At 44.7% G+C, this 16,094-nt stretch carries 11 protein-coding genes and 2 pseudogenes; 6 read left to right on the top strand and 7 right to left on the bottom strand.

The annotated features are described in order from the left end of the window. Positions 1-109 precede the first annotated feature (109 nt). Positions 110-3,070 carry a Tn3 family transposase gene (locus HRE53_RS27630; RefSeq protein WP_235111374.1) on the top strand — a complete coding sequence of 987 codons (2,961 nt, stop codon included), beginning with the start codon at positions 110-112 and terminating at the stop codon, positions 3,068-3,070. Positions 3,071-3,599: 529 nt separating this feature from the next. On the opposite strand, the pseudogene HRE53_RS27625 reads toward HRE53_RS27630, so the two are convergent. Together HRE53_RS27625 and HRE53_RS27620 are read right to left on the bottom strand one after the other, a co-directional pair. Next, positions 3,600-5,147: pseudogene (locus HRE53_RS27625) on the bottom strand (ISL3 family transposase); the annotation flags it as partial. Between the two features lie 133 nt (positions 5,148-5,280). After that, a complete protein-coding gene (locus tag HRE53_RS27620) occupies positions 5,281-6,111 on the bottom strand; it encodes a hypothetical protein (RefSeq protein WP_235111373.1) in 831 nt (276 codons plus the stop codon). 1,051 nt (positions 6,112-7,162) lie between these two features. On the opposite strand from HRE53_RS27620, the gene HRE53_RS27615 reads away from it, so the two are divergent. Continuing rightward, on the top strand, positions 7,163-7,891 hold the full coding sequence (locus tag HRE53_RS27615) for a hypothetical protein (protein ID WP_235111372.1): 729 nt from the start codon (positions 7,163-7,165) through the stop codon (positions 7,889-7,891). After that, complete coding sequence (locus HRE53_RS27610; protein ID WP_235111371.1) at positions 7,845-8,564, top strand: type IV pilin-like G/H family protein; 720 nt, start codon at positions 7,845-7,847, stop codon at positions 8,562-8,564. Before HRE53_RS27615 ends, HRE53_RS27610 begins: the two co-directional genes overlap by 47 nt. 1,243 nt (positions 8,565-9,807) lie before the next feature. Here the strand turns inward: HRE53_RS27610 and HRE53_RS27605 are convergent. Next, positions 9,808-10,176 (bottom strand): annotated as a pseudogene (locus HRE53_RS27605) (IS4 family transposase); the annotation flags it as partial. Positions 10,177-10,306: 130 nt separating this feature from the next. Next, positions 10,307-11,221, bottom strand: coding sequence for a hypothetical protein (locus tag HRE53_RS27600; RefSeq protein WP_235111370.1), 915 nt, complete (start codon positions 11,219-11,221; stop codon positions 10,307-10,309). Between the two features lie 488 nt (positions 11,222-11,709). On the opposite strand from HRE53_RS27600, the gene HRE53_RS27595 reads away from it, so the two are divergent. Next, positions 11,710-12,921 carry an MFS transporter gene (locus HRE53_RS27595; protein WP_235111369.1) on the top strand — a complete coding sequence of 404 codons (1,212 nt, stop codon included), beginning with the start codon at positions 11,710-11,712 and terminating at the stop codon, positions 12,919-12,921. A gap of 93 nt (positions 12,922-13,014) precedes the next feature. Next, entirely contained in the window at positions 13,015-14,262 is a 1,248-nt protein-coding gene (locus tag HRE53_RS27590) for a hypothetical protein (protein WP_235111368.1), read from the top strand. Here HRE53_RS27590 and HRE53_RS27585 read toward each other — a convergent pair. Together HRE53_RS27585 and HRE53_RS27580 are read right to left on the bottom strand one after the other, a co-directional pair. After that, positions 14,252-14,758 carry a transposase gene (locus tag HRE53_RS27585; RefSeq protein ID WP_235111366.1) on the bottom strand — a complete coding sequence of 169 codons (507 nt, stop codon included), beginning with the start codon at positions 14,756-14,758 and terminating at the stop codon, positions 14,252-14,254. The two genes, HRE53_RS27590 and HRE53_RS27585, sit on opposite strands and share 11 nt — an antisense overlap. A 38-nt stretch (positions 14,759-14,796) precedes the next feature. Then, positions 14,797-15,315, bottom strand: a complete 519-nt coding sequence (locus tag HRE53_RS27580; RefSeq protein ID WP_235111364.1) for a winged helix-turn-helix domain-containing protein — start codon at positions 15,313-15,315, stop codon at positions 14,797-14,799. Positions 15,316-15,416: 101 nt separating this feature from the next. Between HRE53_RS27580 and HRE53_RS27575 the strand changes: the two genes are divergently transcribed. Beyond that, positions 15,417-15,635 (top strand): hypothetical protein, encoded by a 219-nt coding sequence (locus HRE53_RS27575; protein ID WP_235111362.1) that lies wholly within the window; start codon positions 15,417-15,419, stop codon positions 15,633-15,635. A 123-nt stretch (positions 15,636-15,758) separates the two neighbouring features. On the opposite strand, the gene HRE53_RS27570 is transcribed toward HRE53_RS27575, so the two are convergent. Continuing rightward, positions 15,759-16,094, bottom strand: coding sequence for a DUF2470 domain-containing protein (locus HRE53_RS27570; protein ID WP_235111361.1), 336 nt, complete (start codon positions 16,092-16,094; stop codon positions 15,759-15,761).

Here is a 16,094-nt window from a genome sequence, read left to right as displayed (position 1 = left end):
AGCCTGGGATCCTAGCTAAGGGCTACAGCAATAGCAGGACATGCACCTTTGGATTTATCTATGAAATCCGCTATCTTGTCGCGAGGGAGTGGTAATCGGAGCAAACGATATGAAGCGCCAATGGCAACCGGATGAACTGATTGAATCCTTCATTTTGTTACCCAATGAATTGGCGCTTGTTCCCAACTATCAGACCAATGCCACAGAGCATAACCAGCTGGGTTTCGCTGTTCTGCTGAAATTCTTTCAACTTGAAGGTCGCTTCCCCAAGCACCTGGGCGAGATTCCTCAGATCGTCGTGGAGTTCATTGCCAAACAACTGAAGCTGACGCATCAAAGCTGGGTTGATTACAAATGGAAAGGCCGGACTATCAAGGAGCATCGAGCTATCATCCGTTCCTTTCTTGGGTGTCGCCCTACTCAGCGACCCGAAAAAAAGTCGCTGATGACCTGGCTCAAAGAGAAAGTGATGCCTCTGGGGCTCCATTTGAATGCGATTCGAGAGCAAGCCTATCAACGTCTGCGCCACCTCAAGCTTGAACCCCCTTCCCCCAAAGAATTGACCCGGCTTATCAGCTCAGCCGCCCACAACCATGAGCAAGACTTTTGCCAAACCATCGCCGCACGACTCCCAGCAGATACTCGAACAAAGATGGATGTTTTATTAGAAACAGAATATACCCGAGACCATGAGGAAAGCCAATTTCGGCAGTCCGACTTCAACCGTCTCAAATCAGATCCCGGGCGTCTAGGCCTGAAAAGTCTCTTCAATGAAATCGATAAGCTGCAAAGTATCCGACAGATTCAGCTGCCTAAAGATCTATTCGACTCCTATTCTCTTAAGCTGATAGAGCAATATCGGCGTCGGGCCTCAGCTGACCTTGCAGGACGCCTACGCCGCCACCCTAAAGCCATTCGCTACACTCTCATTGCTTCGTTCTGTTATCAGCGAGAGAAAGAGATCACCGATAATCTGGTCGATTTGCTGATCCAGATCATCCACCGTCTCAGCATTAGTGCCGAGCGTCGCGTAGAGCGAGAACTGATCGCCAATTTCAAGCGCGTCAACAATAAAGAGGCCCTTCTATACCAAATTGCAGAAGCTGCTTTAGCCAATCCGGATCAACCTGTTAAAGAGGTGATCTATCCGGTCGCCAGCCCCGATAAATTGACCCATGTGATTGAGGAGCGAAAACGCACCGGAATTACTTACCGAGAGAAAGTGAATGTCAAGATTCGAGCCTCTTATTTGCATCACTATCGGCAGATGGTGCCGGCCATCCTAGAGACCTTGGCTTTTCACTCCAACAACGAGCAGCACCGCCCTGTCATTGATGCCATTGCATTGCTCAGGCAGTATCAGGGCAGTAGAAAGCGATACTTTGCTGAGGATGAAAAGGTGATCACCACCGGCGTCCTCAAAAGCGGTTGGCGCGATCTCGTCGTCGAACCCAATGCCAAAGGCCAAGACCAGATCAACCGCGTCAATTACGAAATCTGTGTCTTGCAATCGCTGCGTGAAAAACTGCGCTGTCGAGAAGTGTGGGTGATGGGTGCCAAACGCTACGGGAATCCTGATATGGATTTACCCCAGGATTTTGAAGCTCAACGGGAGCAGTACTATTTAGAACTGAATCAACCGTTGGATGCTGAGACCTTTGTCAGGACACTGAAACAAGATATGACGACAGCTCTTGCCTCTTTGAATACCAGTATCCCAAACGACCCACTGGTCAATATTCTGCCCCGAGATAACGGCTGGATTAGTGTTACCCCCTTCCCGGCTCAAGATGAACCCGGTAATATCCACAAACTGAAGCAGGAAGTGGCGAAACGCTGGCCAATGACCAGCTTATTGGACATCCTTAAGGAAACGGATCTGCGAGTTAATTTCACTGATCAGTTTCATACTGTAGCCTCACGCCAGCAGCTCAATGGTCCCACACTTCAAAAACGGCTATTGCTCTCTCTGTTTGGCTTAGGGACCAATATGGGGCTCAAGCGAGTCTGTGCTGGGATTGCCGATGAATCTTATGCCAATTTGCTTTACGTTAAACGTCAGTTTTTGCATCGGGAGCATCTGCGCAATGCCATCAGTGAAGTTGTAAATGCCACTCTCAAGGCTCGTATGGAACACCTTTGGGGAGAGGCGACAACGGCCTGTGCTTCTGACTCAAAAAAGTTTGGGGCTTGGGACCAGAATCTGATGACGGAATGGCACAGCCGTTATGGGGGCAAGGGTGTAATGATCTACTGGCACGTTGAAAAGAAGTCGCTGTGCGTTTACTCGCAACTAAAAACCTGTTCCTCTTCTGAGGTCTCATCGATGCTCACTGGGCTGTTGCGACACAACACGGATCTGAAACTGGAGAAGAACTATGTTGATACCCACGGTCAGAGTGAGCTGGGCTTTGCCTTCTGCCATCTTTTAGGGTTTCAGTTGATGCCCCGTTTCAAGCGTATTGGTGCTCAAAAGCTCTCTTTGCCAGAGGCAGGGATGAAAGAAGTCTATCCGAATCTCAAGCCGGTATTATCGAGGGCGATTGATTGGGAGCTGGTGACTCAACAGTATGACCAAGCCATCAAGTACGCTACGGCATTGCGGTTGGGAACGGCTGAAGCTGAAGACATTTTCAGGCGCTTTGGGAATGCGGAGATTCAGCATCCGACGCATAAGGCTTTGCTAGAGATAGGCAAGGCGGTCAAAACCATTTTTCTATGTCAGTATCTTTCGTCTGAAGCACTCAGAGTTGAAATCAATGAGGGGCTGAATGTGGTGGAACGATGGAATGGAGCCAATGACTTTATTTACTTTGGTCGTGGTGGAGAGTTCGCGACCAATAAGCGGGAGAATCAAGAGCTATCAGCACTGGCCCTACATCTGCTGCAAGTCAGTATGATCTATATCAATACGCTCATGATTCAGAATGTGTTGAGTGAACCTAAATGGATGCAGAAGATGGAGACAGAGGATTTGAGGGCTTTGTCACCCTTGATATGGAATCATGTGACACCTTATGGATGGTTCAACCTTGATTTCACACAGCGGATTGCACTCGATATTGTTTGAGGCAAATCATGAATTACTATTATGAATTTTTACCTAATTGCCTCATATCGCAGCTTCAGTTGTTTTTGGCTGTTTGTGCTGGAGCTCAAGTAACAAATCCTTTATGGCAAGGCAAATTTAGTGAGTAAGTGACGGTGGGAGAAAATAGTTCATATGTAATGGACTTGTACTGTGACCAGAGTGATTGCAGCTACGACTCCATGGAATTCCCTCATACTTTTTATGGTGAGACCAGAGGAGCATGCAAGAGAGACGCACTTCTCTATGGTTGGCAGTGGTCTCGCAATCGTGGATTATTGTGTCCGCAGTGTTCTAAGAAGCCCAACTTGCTGAAAAAGAAGAAGTGATTTATCTGCTGAACCAGAATTTCGAGGGGCAGGTGTGGATGCACAGCAGCTGCTTCAGGAGTTGGATAGATGATTGATCAATTTACGATTGATGCTCAATAGTGCCGCTTGATATCTGTTTTATTTGTAGTATTTCTGTACTAAATTGCCCCATATCGCAGCTTCGGTCGTTTTAGGCCTTTCAGGGCAGCTTTGACCGCTTCGTAGTCATCTGCCAATCCTTTTGCAAAACTCTTAAAAGGTCTCAGTGTGCTATTTTTAGCTCTGTCCAACCAAAAGTCTAGATGTTGGGGTAAACGCTTCCTGACGATGAAGAGAAAACTTTGAGCTAGGCCAATCGCTTCTGATAGCTCAGATTGTTGACTCAATTGATCGAGCATCTCTTCATCCTCTTCAGTGAGCCGCTCTATCTTACGCATCACTAACCAAGCAGCACTGCTGACCGTCAAAGGCTTTTGGGGCTTCAATTCGGGCGGAGGAGCAGGTCCAAGCCCAGGTAGTTCATTGAGTGAGTCTCGTTTTGGCCGTGGTGGTAGAGACTCACGAAATTGGTGAGTATAGCGGGCAACAGTAGCATAACTACCCTTGTAACCCTGCTGTTGAATCGCTTCAAACAGTTGTTTGGTATTTTGATGTCCGTTGTTCCATTGCTCAAGAAGATAGGGTGTGTATAGATCTAGGCCACTTCGTCTACATCGTGAATGACTCTTATATTCGGGAAACGTATCAGCCGCTAAATAGGTCTGAACTGTGCGCTTCCCCATGCCAAGGTGATGGGCAATATCTTTAATCTTGTATCCTTGCTGCCTTAAAGCATGGGTCTGTTCATAATTTGCCAATCGCCGAGCCCGATTTTGGGCCTTGCGTGAATTCGGATCAACGGGTGGATCTGAAGGTAGCGATATCGACTCTGTTTCCTGATGCTCAGCCATTTTGGATCTAAAAAGCGTGTACTCTGCGGTCTTGATAGCTTGTGAATCAGAGCTGAAAACTTTTTCTAACGTTTCTTCTAAATTTTTGAGTAGGTGAAAGCGATCTGCGACCTGAATCGCATCGGGTGCACCTGCTGTTATGGCTGATTTATATGTCTTCGAACGATCACGAGAAACGATCTCGATACCGGGGTGATCGCGTAACCAACCTGCTAAAGTGTCTGCCTCGCGATCTGGTAATAGGACAAGGGGTTGATGTTTCTCGAGGTCCACCAGAATGGTGCCGTATTGATGGCCTCTACGGAATGCAAAATCATCCACCCCTAATATTTTAGGAGTTGAAATTGGCGGAAGGGGTAGCTTAAAGACAGCTCGTAATAAGGTATTGCGACTACTGCCATAATTGATCCGATAACTCAAACGAGCTGCAGCTGCACCCCCAAGAGCTAAGCCAATCTCACCTAGGTGCTCAGCAAAACGAACTGTCCGTCGAGCCCAAGGGACAGCCACCTGAGGTAATCGCTCAGTGAAGATCCGACGCTTACAGGCCTCATTAAGGCAGAAAAACTTGCAAACTTGAAGCAAGATGGTTAAGCAGAAATCCACACAGGGTAAGTCTCTTAGGGTTCGCTCATAACGACTGTGGACACGATGTGCTGTCTGATTACAGACTGGGCAACAGGTCACAACTTGGGTTGAAGAAACATGGAAGGTCATCTGATGGTTCATAGCATCAAGATCCCAACTTTCCAAATGGAGGGTGCTTTGGCACGGAAGGAATTGTCGGAGGAGTTCCATAACCTTACCTGGTAAGGGTTGATCCCTCTATTCTCCAACTCTTATTCCGCATCACCAAAAGCTGGGAAGAGCCCAAAGTAATTGACATCTTACACTCATCTAACGCATTGCTAATTAAGGGTATTGGCTAGGATTACAATATGTCCTCAATGGAACAGTTGGCAGCAATATATGTCTTAACCTTGTCACGTGACCTAATCACGTCATTTTGACATTTAGTAGTCAGGTCAATAAAAGCAGCAACATCTGTTGTGTTATCAAGAGAAAACCGAGTCTCATCGCCTTTTACTTTGTATCCATATGGCGACGTTCGTGGATCAAACTCAGCATCTCGAAGCATGAGAACTTTTCCATCAATCTCTTGATCAAGCCCCAAACGGAATAGTGCTTCGACAAATCCTCCATCAGCAAACCATGCCCTATTAAAAGTCGAAACTATTGCATCATCATAAATTCCTAGAGCCCTGAGCTTGTCCGGCTGGTGGTGAAGTCCACGGAGGTCCCATGACTCAGCAGACATGATGTTCGCAAGTTTACTGATTGCTTTGTTTAATCTACGAATGTCGCTTGAAAGAACTGATGGAAGAATATCGCGGTACTTTACTCTCTTTGCTGGAGTAATCTGTTCAGTTCCATTTTCAGCCAATTGATAGGTCTGTATCTCAAGGTATCCGCTGCTATGGCCTCTAGTGATGACAAAATCCGGGCCTTGCCTATCAAAGACTGAGCGGTCCAAGTCCTTGGTGATTCCGGTGATGTCCTCAACAGTTACTGTGATATTCCTAAGAGCCTGAGCTATCTCATCAAGCGCTTTGTAAGTGTTGAAAATGTCTTTAGCAAATATACGCCTCCTTCCTTCACCAGAGTTGATTTGTAGAAAGACATCGATGGTTTTATTAAGCAACGTCGTAATAGCACTGAACATAACAAATCCCCCCCCTTCAAAAGCATTTGACGCTTGCATAGCATTCTGCCTATGTTCAGATCGTAAGTCATCACTTCTGAGGACTGAACAATGCTAGACATCACCACCATCAACTCCAACATCAAAAACGGTGCCCGCTACTACACCAAAGAGAAGAGCTACTACAGCCAGAATGAAGAAGTCCAAGAAATGACCCACCTGTAAATTATTCCGGGTTCACTTACTCTGCATTGGTTTGAGGGAACCAGAGCTGCTGCTATTGGCCATTTAGTTCCGCAGTTCTCAGTACAGTTAAGGCGCGAGTTACTCGTTCAGACTAGCTTATCCCCTTATTCTTCTGGCGAAACTTACTGGTAAGACATTGCCGTAGTCATCACTGAGTACAATTTTGACTTTGACAAAAAGAGATGCCTTCCAATTTGAGTGGAGTGAAACCATTGTAAAACCTCCAAAACTCAGGCTTGGCAAGTTAACCCGGAGAAATTTACAGATGGGCAATTTCTGCCTCTCGCTACACCCCCTTAACCCAGATCTTTTGGCCGCTAACGCTGTAGCTGACCGGCACAACGTCGCCATCAATAGAGCAGGTGTTACAGTTAGCGCTAAAAACCTTTGAATTTGTTCAATCTCTTTTAAATCAAGGGAAGGATAGTATCAAGCATCTAGATAAGACTTTTTACATGCTTTTACGCTGAAATAAATTGTGCTCACCTAGGACAGGCACCAGCGTAGAGGTTTTGTATCACTGCAGCTCACCTGATATACCAGGCTGACTTCATGCAATCTTGGATTAGTCTATGGACCTTGATTATACTCACTATTTTATATGGTTGCTCTTCTAGCCAGAACAGTCAGCCATTAGAGGGGAAGAAGAAATCTCATCACACTGCTTGTTCAGACAATCAACAATATGCAGGCACTTGAGCGTTATTTCCTGCACATGGGAAGAAATTAATCAATGTTGTCTTGGACACTCAGCAAAACTAGTATTTCTATGTGCTAGATGAGTCAGGCATGTCTAGAGCTCAAAGAAGATGACATTCAAAAGAATTCAACATCATCTTAAAGACAAATTTTTATTAATTCAAATATGACCTATAAATCACTAAATAAGATTATCTACAAAGACCTAGCACTAGGCTTATTAGCAATATCTTGCATATTCTTTTCCAGTTGTTCTATAGACAAATCATTAAAGGAGAAATCAGAAAATTTACCGAGCAAGACGACATCAACTTCTTTTCACACAAGTAAAGAGAAAAAAACTAGTGCTAAAAGCAAAAAAATTACGTCGCCAGAAGATAAAGATAGCAGTTCACTCGTAAAGTTGGAAGACCCTCCTCAGCCTGTAGAATTGAAGTCAAAGCATCAGCCAACTTCATGTACAGAGGCTAAGAAATGGGAAGGAACTTGGAAGATGTCAGCTATATATGATAAATCTGCGCTTATTTCTTTAGAGCAAGATCAAACATGGAAGCTATTCAGTCTCGATAATTCCGATTTGCCCACCACACAGATGGATATTGAGGTTACAAAAGTATCAGATAGCACCAAGCTTCCAGAAGGAATACATAATGCTCCTCAAGAGATGAATCAAAAGCAATCTAACAACAGCCAGTTTATCCGTAATTGTCCCGATATACAGAAATGGATAGGAACCTGGAGAATGAGCGTACCTTATAGTCCATCAGCGACAGTTATTTTGCATCCAGATTATAGATGGTCACTCATCCAGAACAATGAGCTTGGCATTCCCTATAGATTATTGAATATTGATACACAAAAAAATTTCCAATACAAATACTTCGCTACATCCTAAAGGCATAGAATCAAAAGCTAAAAGTGCAATTGGAGCAATTAATAGAGCCCAACAAGCTCATCGATTTGAACATCCAACTTTTGCAAGTTCTTTCAATGAGCTAGGTATTCATAACATTTTTGCTGCAGATGAATTCTATGATATTCAAATTGTGTCAGCAGATGCTAAGCAAGCTTATGTAACAGCAAGATCGAAGCGTTCAGACACTAAAAGCTTTAGTGGTATAACCATCAAGAAAAGTCGTGTAAATCCAGCTGAAATCTGTGAGACAAAATCTGCGTCTCAAACCCCTCCACCTATTAATTGCTACTTATCTTTATCCAATACCGTTCCTGCAGAGCCAGCTCATTCAAGAGAAGCGGATGCTAGGGGAATTCTTAGATTCATTAACAGAATTCAAGAAGACCATCGAGCTGAGCACCCAACTTTTGTAAATTCTATCGATTCTCTAGAAATTGTTAGCAGTCATCTAGCACATAAATACTATGACATTCAAATTGTTTCAGCAGATGCTAACCACGCTTACATAACAGCAAGATCGAAGTACTTAGATGCTAAAAGTTATAGTAGCATAGTCACCCTAAAAGGGAACAGAATTACGTCCAAAATCTGTGAGACACAATCTAAGTCTCAAACTCCTCCGCCCATCAACTGCACCCCATATTCGGACTAATTCCATCTGCTTATCTGCAGAAATTCACAGACAACCTTGCCTTCTATAACCTTTCAAAACGTAAAGTCAAATTATTACTCTGGAAAAAATTAATTCTAACTTGTAGATTCATCAGCTTCAAGAATTTATTTTTGGGAATTTTAGTGACAACATTCATATTTGTTGCAGGCTGTTCTTCAGACAGCCCATCAAAAGGTGATGATGGGGTTGAGGGTCTATTTGGACAGAAAACAACTCTAAGACTGTAATGCTCTGACAGCATAGGTTACAGAGGCTAAATTTACCTTAACTTAGAAGACTTAAATCTCTGTAATCCTTGCTAGATATGTAATTGAGACTTTTGATCTTTTTAATTTCGGCCATTCCAGACCTGAAATCATTGTCGTCAAAGGCTTTCAAGCATTATTCCTCCTTTAGACTACCATTCCGCTCGCACTCATAGTCTACTGGTCCAGAGTACATTAACTACTCCGGTGCTTTGACTGAGATTGTTGAATATTGACTCATCTATGTCATTACTGATGGTAGGAATCTCTAAGAAATAGTAGACTTCCTGAAGTCTATTATCTAAGCACTTCTACACGAAAAAGGCGTCACATCCTCTCGTGTGCAGAACTTAAATATGTTGATGTTCTTGTACAGTGAGAAGTTTCTCAAGACAAGTCATTCCTATCCATGAGAGACAAAGCTAATAACGTAGAATAATCCTTAGAACCTTTTACCTAAAGCTTATACAGCGTCTGACTCTTAACAGTATCACCTGCTGAGCAGATGGTAAGTAGTGTTGATACCTAGCTTTCTGGGTACTGATGATGTAGCTTATTTGGTCGAAGAATATCTTTGCTGTCATAGCACCATATAGGTCGATTCTGGACCTAAAATATGTGACCCAAGAGATTGTAAAAATATACCTTGATAATGTTGCTTACTAAGATGCTATCTATGGCGAAGAAAGTCGGAACTTCTATGAATCACCATTCGAATCCCCTACAGAGAGGTTAGCTGCTTTTTAGATCAAAAGATGGGAATTGTATGCCTGAGAATCAATGATTGCAAGGCTTTCAGGTATATTCAGGTTGAAAACCAAAACTTGTAAAACCTTGGAATACTTATGTGGGAACGGTTCTGGCGATTTTCATCCTAGAAAAACACAATTTTTAGGAGCTGGAAGCTATGCTGTCAAAGCATTACAGCCTTAGAGTTGTTTTTTGTCCAAATAGACCCTGAACCCCTTATACCCACCTCTATCTTTGACCGTTGGACGATTCGGGTCACGAGTCCATAGTTGAACAGTGCTCAATCCAAGCGGGAAACCAGTAGCTGCATCTAAGGCTAGGGTGGGGTGAACAAAAAAGCCCACATCACGATCATTACCGACGACACCCAATTCTTCTGTTTTGATGCGTCCAGAATGAGACTGCAAGTTGATCTCACTAGTGTCACTGATCGCTAAAATATGTCGCTCTTCTACCTGTTGCTGGCAGTGGTCACTGAGGCTTTTGACCAACTCAGATATAGACACGTTCTCATTCTCTAAGAAGCGGTAGTAGCCCACTTGCTCTGCGCGACCTTGGCTGATTTGACGGATGCTGACACTCTGATGGTGATTAATGGCATCGAATAATGAAGCCCCCTTTTGAGCAAACGAAGGTCTCCAAAAGTAGTTCCATCAATCAGTTCTTCGTGCACCAGAATAGGATTTTCCATATCTATGAGGATGCTCTATACGGCTCTCTTACAGTCTAATTCAGACTTGTGTGTACACCGTAGCTTCTGGCGTAACTCTGGTGAGGTGACATTCTTTTTGGTCCATTTGCGTAGCTTCCGTAAACTCTTCTGAAAGCGGGTCTTGTTAGGTTGCTTGTAAGCAGCCCTGTGAGATTTCTCAAGATCTCTGGAGTACGACGACAACTTTTCTGAATCTTCAAGACAGCATGCAAAAAACATAGAATCAAAGTCACAGTGGGAAACAGAGCTTTCATCGCCATCTGTGTTGCTAGCCAGCCATCATGATTAGCAGTAATTGGCGCATAGGTAGGATCGAGCTGTAGAGCTTCTTGTTGAAATACTTGGTAGCCTGCTTTCAGAGCTTCTGGACTTGCTGAATCTGTGACGTTGACGCCCAGAATACAGCCATTGGCTGCTGTGGTGGGAAGATAGACTCGCTTACCTTGCAACCAACTATGTTTTTCATCCACCACCAGATGCTTGGGCAACCGTTGAGGATCTTTGATAGTTGTCCCAACAATAGAAGCTCGACTCAGCGAGGCATAGGCCCGATACCAGTACATTGCACGACCAAACACATAGGCGATGGCATCGAAGGGGACAGCAAAGCGGCAGAGGTAAAGGGCTTTCTCCATGTCATGAGTCTTGCCAACCATATACGGCATCATAAAATTAGGTCGAATTTGATAGATGTCGCCATTGGCCGTCAGTTTGATCCGTCTCAGCGTCAGATCTTGTTTGATGGAATGGACGAAATAATGGAAGTTAAACCCTTCTAGCATTTGGGGTGGGAACAGTTCAGGGTGAGCAGTCAAAGCCTGACCAATAAAGAGTCTAAAGGCTTGAGAATCTGTGACCAGTTGTCGATATTGAGTTTCACTTTCGACGGGTAAACAGATGGTTTGATCGCCACGAGTTGAAGCTGTCATGTATGAGATTTTTCCCTTCGCTGCTAGAGTGCTCAATGACTCTACAGTGAAAGAGGAGATAGATTCTCGAAACTCTCAATAGGGTTGAATTCTAATTGACCCCAGAATCCGTTAGAACCAGAATAAGCCATCGAATATTGATGGCTTATTTGTCGCAGAAGTGTAACCCAAAATTCACTGTTTTTAAACAGTGCCAAATGTTGGTATAGTTTGGAATTCTGTTTGATTATTTGCAGTATCTAAAAAACACGAAACACTTTTGAATTTCCTTAAATTAGTTGCCAAAATCTTTATGGTAAGCCTCCCTAAATCTCTGAGGACATTTTTCTCTACCTCCAAATTATCGGAGGTTTACCCTTGCGGCTTGCATAGATTCTCTAATGAAAGTACTTCTAGAAAAATCCCATTAGAATCTGGAGCGGTTCGTGCCTGACCTTAATCAAGATAGAGCTGCTAGCCATCAGCCTACGATCTCCCCTGCTACTGCCATGATTAAATCTCCCGGAACTATTCACCCGACTGTTCGAGCGTTGGGATGGGTTAGTCTTTTTAGCGATTTTGCGAGCAAGATGGTGTATCCAATTACTCCACTTTTTTTAACCGCTGTCTTGGGCGCTCCAGTATGGACTGTGGGCTTTGTTGAAGGAATTTCAGAGAGTACAGCGAGCTTGCTGAAACTGTATTCGGGTTGGCTATCTGACCGGACAGGACAGCGAAAAACGTTTGTAGTCACAGGGTATGGATTGGGAGCAATTTCTAAGCTTGGCTTGGCAATCGCAAGCAGCTGGACTGCTGTGTTAACCGTTCGCCTTCTAGATCGAGTGGGAAAAGGATTGAGGGCTGCGCCACGAGATGCGCTTATTGCGGAGAACTGTGCGCCACATCAGCGGGGCCAGGCATATGGTTTTCATCATAGTTTGGAAAGCGTGGGTGAGGTGTTGGGTCCACTGGTGGGCTTTGTGTTTCTGTGGAAGTATGTAGGGAATTATCGCGGAGTGTTTGTACTAGCCTTTTTGCCTGCCCTAGTCGGTGTTTTAGTGTTACTCAAGTGGGTAAGAGAACCAGGCCAAATTCAGAATGATGGGGGACACCGTTGCGACTCCTCTCCTGCGAATAATCATCCAGTTTCTAGTCTCAAAAAATTTACCTTCAAGGGATTAAGCCCGTCGTATCGCAAGTATTTGGGCGTGATTGGGTTGTTTGGATTAGGGAACTCTTCAGATGCATTCTTATTAGTAAGATCGCAGGACTTGGGCTTTAGCGGATCACGTCTGCTGTTATTGTATGCAGCATTTAACCTGATGTCTGTTATTCTCAGCTTTACCATTGGCCGATTTTCAGACCAGGTAGGGCGCAGGCCACTTTTGGTGATGGGATATGGGTTGTTTGGACTTGTGTATTTGGGGTTTGGATTTGCACAAAGCCCTACTTTGATTTGGATATTATTCATGTTTTACGGGCTTTATACTGCCCTTACACGGGGTGTTCACAAGGCGTTGGTTGCTGACTTAGTGCATCCAAGCAGACGAGGCACAGAGATTGGAACTTTTCATATGCTTGTTGGGCTAATGGCCTTGCCTGCTAGCTTGTTGGCCGGATTTCTTTATACTCAGGTTTCGGCCAGTGCACCTTTTTATTTTAGTGCGGGGATAGCTACGATCTCAGCGATATTGCTATGGCAATGCCGATTGAAAGCGTAAATATCGGCTAGGTTCAAAACCAGGTAACAGTGTCATGAGCGATCAGGGTAGTCTGGAGGCTTGTCGTTTCCTCCTCTGAATTGATCGCTTAGCATGATTTCAACCCCTGCTATTGCAGCTGGTCTTTCTCCAAAAATCCGCAAAGATATCGGTATCCAGGCTCTATCCAGATCCATGCCTATTGCTCGGATTGCCAGAGAGAATCAAGTCAGTCGGAAGTTTGTCTACGAGCAAGAGGGGATTGCTGCGCAAGCGTTAGATGAATCCTTTCTCGCCACTAAAGGTGATGACGAGGTGCTGTTCTATCTACCAATCACAAAAACTTGGCTGTTCCAACTGATTCTAGCTTTAGTGTTGATCTGCCATAGCTCCTATCGAGGTGTCGTTGAGCTATTGCGCGATCTGTTTGATTGGTCAATTAGTGTAGGAACCGTTCACAATCGTCTGCAAGTCGCAGCTGTAAAGGCAGAAAAGATCAACCAAGCTCAAGATCTGTCTACGATTAAGCAGGGTCTTCATGATGAGATCTTTCAAGGCTCAATGCCAGTACTAACAGGGGTCGATGCCTTCTCCACTTACTGCTACCTCCTCAAAGCCGCAGAGCATCGAGATGAAGACACTTGGGGCTGGTACTTACTCGAACTCCAAAACCGAGGATTCGACCCAGATTACACGATTGGTGATGGTGCAAAAGGCTTGAGGGCTGGGCAAAAAGCAGTCATGTCTGATACCCCATGCCATGGCGATGTCTTCCATATCCTCAAACAGTTTAAAGACTTTGTTCAGAGTTTGACGCGCACAGTTCAAGGAGCAACCTCATCACGACTAGAACAGAAGGAGGACATTGCTAGAGCTAGACTTAAAAATCAAGTTTCCCGATCTATGACGAGCAAGTTGGTCCATCTCAAACGCCGAGAACAGAGACTCCTGACTTTACTCAAAGATATCAAAACCCTGTTTCAATGGATGGTTCATGATGTCCTCGAACTGGCAGGTCCCATCTTTTCAGTACGCCAGGAGTTGTTTGACTTCATCAAGGTAGAACTCAAACAGCGTGACGATGGTGAATTTCCCATGATGCGCAAACTCTGGAAAGCATTACACAACCAACGTGACCAACTCCTGGCATTCTCAGAGATCTTAGATCAAAAGCTTGCAGAGATTGCTACCCGTTTGGATGTTCCTCTCGCCAAGGTTAGAGAAGTCTGTCTGCTTCATCGTAAACAGAACACTTCCAATGCTTACTGGGAAAAGTGGAATCAATTGCACCGGGGACTTTCTGGAAAGTTCCATTCCCTGATGGAAGCCGTTACTGATACCAATTTGCGTTTTAAATCGTAATTCTCATATGAGGAAAATTGGTCATAGAAGTCAGCCTATCGGGTAAATCCATGAGTTCTTTGAGTCCCTTGCACAAGGTATCGGATACCGCATCTAAAGAATCAAAAACCTGATTGTAGAAGTGCTTTTCTTTCACCTCCTCCCAGATATGCTCTACAGCATTGAGTTGTGGACTGCGAGGAGGCTGAACAATCAAGCGTATATTGTCTGGAATGACGAGCTTCTTTCTGGTGTGGTAAGACGCTCCATCGACCTGCATCACCACAAAATAGTCTGAAAATTCATCCGCCACTTGTGCTAGGAATAAGTTCATCATCTGAGTATTGGAAAAGGGTAAGACTAAAGCACTCATCTTTCCTAACGCAGGAGCAACAGCAACATAGCCATAGAGATATTCACGGACAAGCTGCTGCCCACTTTCGGGTCGAATTCCAGGCGCACACCAAGCTCTTCTTACTTGCCCTAGACGACCAAAGCGCCCTTCGTCTGCTGCCATGATCACAATGGGACGTTGGTCTTCGGCTGAGCGATCTGCTACAGCAGTTTGGACCAGCCCCCGAAAGTTTTTTTAAAAGCCTCTCGTGCCGCTTTGTTCCCATTGGGATGGGACGGACGAGGCATGAGTTTGCGCCATCCGTGTCGGTCTAGCAAACGATAGATAGTACTGGGTGCCACTGACGTCTCCACTTTAGTCTCAAAGGCCGTTTGGATCTCTTGAACCGTTGTTAAATGACCTTGTTGAGCACGTTCAATAAACGATTCTAAAAATTCAATCTCTTCCTCAATACTCAGATAAGCACCGGGATTCTTCTTCCGTTTAGCCCTAGGAGCAATTGCTGCTGCTCCTAGGCGATTGTAAGCGGAAATCACCTGATGGACCGTTCGAAGACTAGTTGCAGTATGCGTGGCTATTTCGATAGCTGGGCGAGGATCTACCAGGGCGTTATAAATAATCATCCATTTTTGCTGACAGCGGGCAGTCGGAGCCGTGGCAATTTTGTCTTTCACCTCATCCACTGTTAGATGCGGTTTAACTGTACTAACTCGACTCATATATTTGCGAAATGAACATAGGATTAGATCCTATCTAAATTACATCTCAAAACACAAATTGGTATGAGGCACTCAAACAGACGCCTAGAGCCAGTTCTCTGGTGGAGAATCTCAACTCCCGGCTGCGCAATTACTTCTTTCTTCGTCGTACCCTTGGGAACTCCTATTTGGGACTGTTGCAGTACTTCTTGAATCACCGCTGTTTTATGCGAAGTGAGCTTCCTGAACGAGAAGGTAAAAGTCCCAAGGAATTGCTGACAGGAAAAGCACATTCTCACTGGCTAGAGCTACTGGAATTCAAGCGATTCCAACGGGCATAGTCTGATCTGATTGGGAAGAAGTAGACCTCAAGTCATCGATAATTGATGGCTTATTTTGTCGTGGAAGTGTAACCCAAAATCTACTGTTTTTGAACCACGCCGACGGCACAACCCCTATAACCACTAGGAATCGCTCTCTTCCACAGGTGTGAATCTTAGCTGAGAGCGACTTTTAACGATGACTGTCCCCAAGATTTTCTTAAAGGTAAGTACGCCGTTTGCAGTTTCCGGGAAATCGATTCGCAGTGGCTGTGTCTGACCATTTCCGCTAACTTCGAGCTGAATCCCAGCCGCATCTAAACTGAGCACCCTGGCCTGCTCAGCCCAATCTACTTGGGCTTTAGCACAGGCTAGCAAATCCTCACAATGGTCTTGGTTTAAGTGATTAGCGATGGCGGCCAAGAGCTTATCGGTTAGTGGTGCGCCATCGCCCTTACTTGAGTGCTTAGTACTCATCAT

The sequence above is a fragment of the Acaryochloris sp. 'Moss Beach' genome (assembly GCF_021497025.1).
GTDB classification, from domain to species: domain Bacteria; phylum Cyanobacteriota; class Cyanobacteriia; order Thermosynechococcales; family Thermosynechococcaceae; genus Acaryochloris; species Acaryochloris marina_A.
This window is presented reverse-complemented; position numbering and strand designations above follow the sequence as displayed.

Bases quoted from the DNA above. Each gene is read 5' to 3' on its own strand.
- HRE53_RS27620 (WP_235111373.1), bottom strand. From the start codon at position 6,111: ATGCAAGCGTCAAATGCTTTTGAAGGGGGGGGATTTGTTATGTTCAGT.
- HRE53_RS27585 (WP_235111366.1), bottom strand. From the start codon at position 14,758: ATGGCAGCAGACGAAGGGCGCTTTGGTCGTCTAGGGCAAGTAAGAAGA.
- HRE53_RS27600 (WP_235111370.1), bottom strand. From the start codon at position 11,221: ATGACAGCTTCAACTCGTGGCGATCAAACCATCTGTTTACCCGTCGAA.
- HRE53_RS27570 (WP_235111361.1), bottom strand. From the start codon at position 16,094: ATGATGAGTACTAAGCACTCAAGTAAGGGCGATGGCGCACCACTAACC.
- HRE53_RS27590 (WP_235111368.1), top strand. From the start codon at position 13,015: ATGATTTCAACCCCTGCTATTGCAGCTGGTCTTTCTCCAAAAATCCGC.
- HRE53_RS27580 (WP_235111364.1), bottom strand. From the start codon at position 15,315: ATGAGTCGAGTTAGTACAGTTAAACCGCATCTAACAGTGGATGAGGTG.
- HRE53_RS27630 (WP_235111374.1), top strand. From the start codon at position 110: ATGAAGCGCCAATGGCAACCGGATGAACTGATTGAATCCTTCATTTTG.
- HRE53_RS27595 (WP_235111369.1), top strand. From the start codon at position 11,710: ATGATTAAATCTCCCGGAACTATTCACCCGACTGTTCGAGCGTTGGGA.
- HRE53_RS27615 (WP_235111372.1), top strand. From the start codon at position 7,163: ATGACCTATAAATCACTAAATAAGATTATCTACAAAGACCTAGCACTA.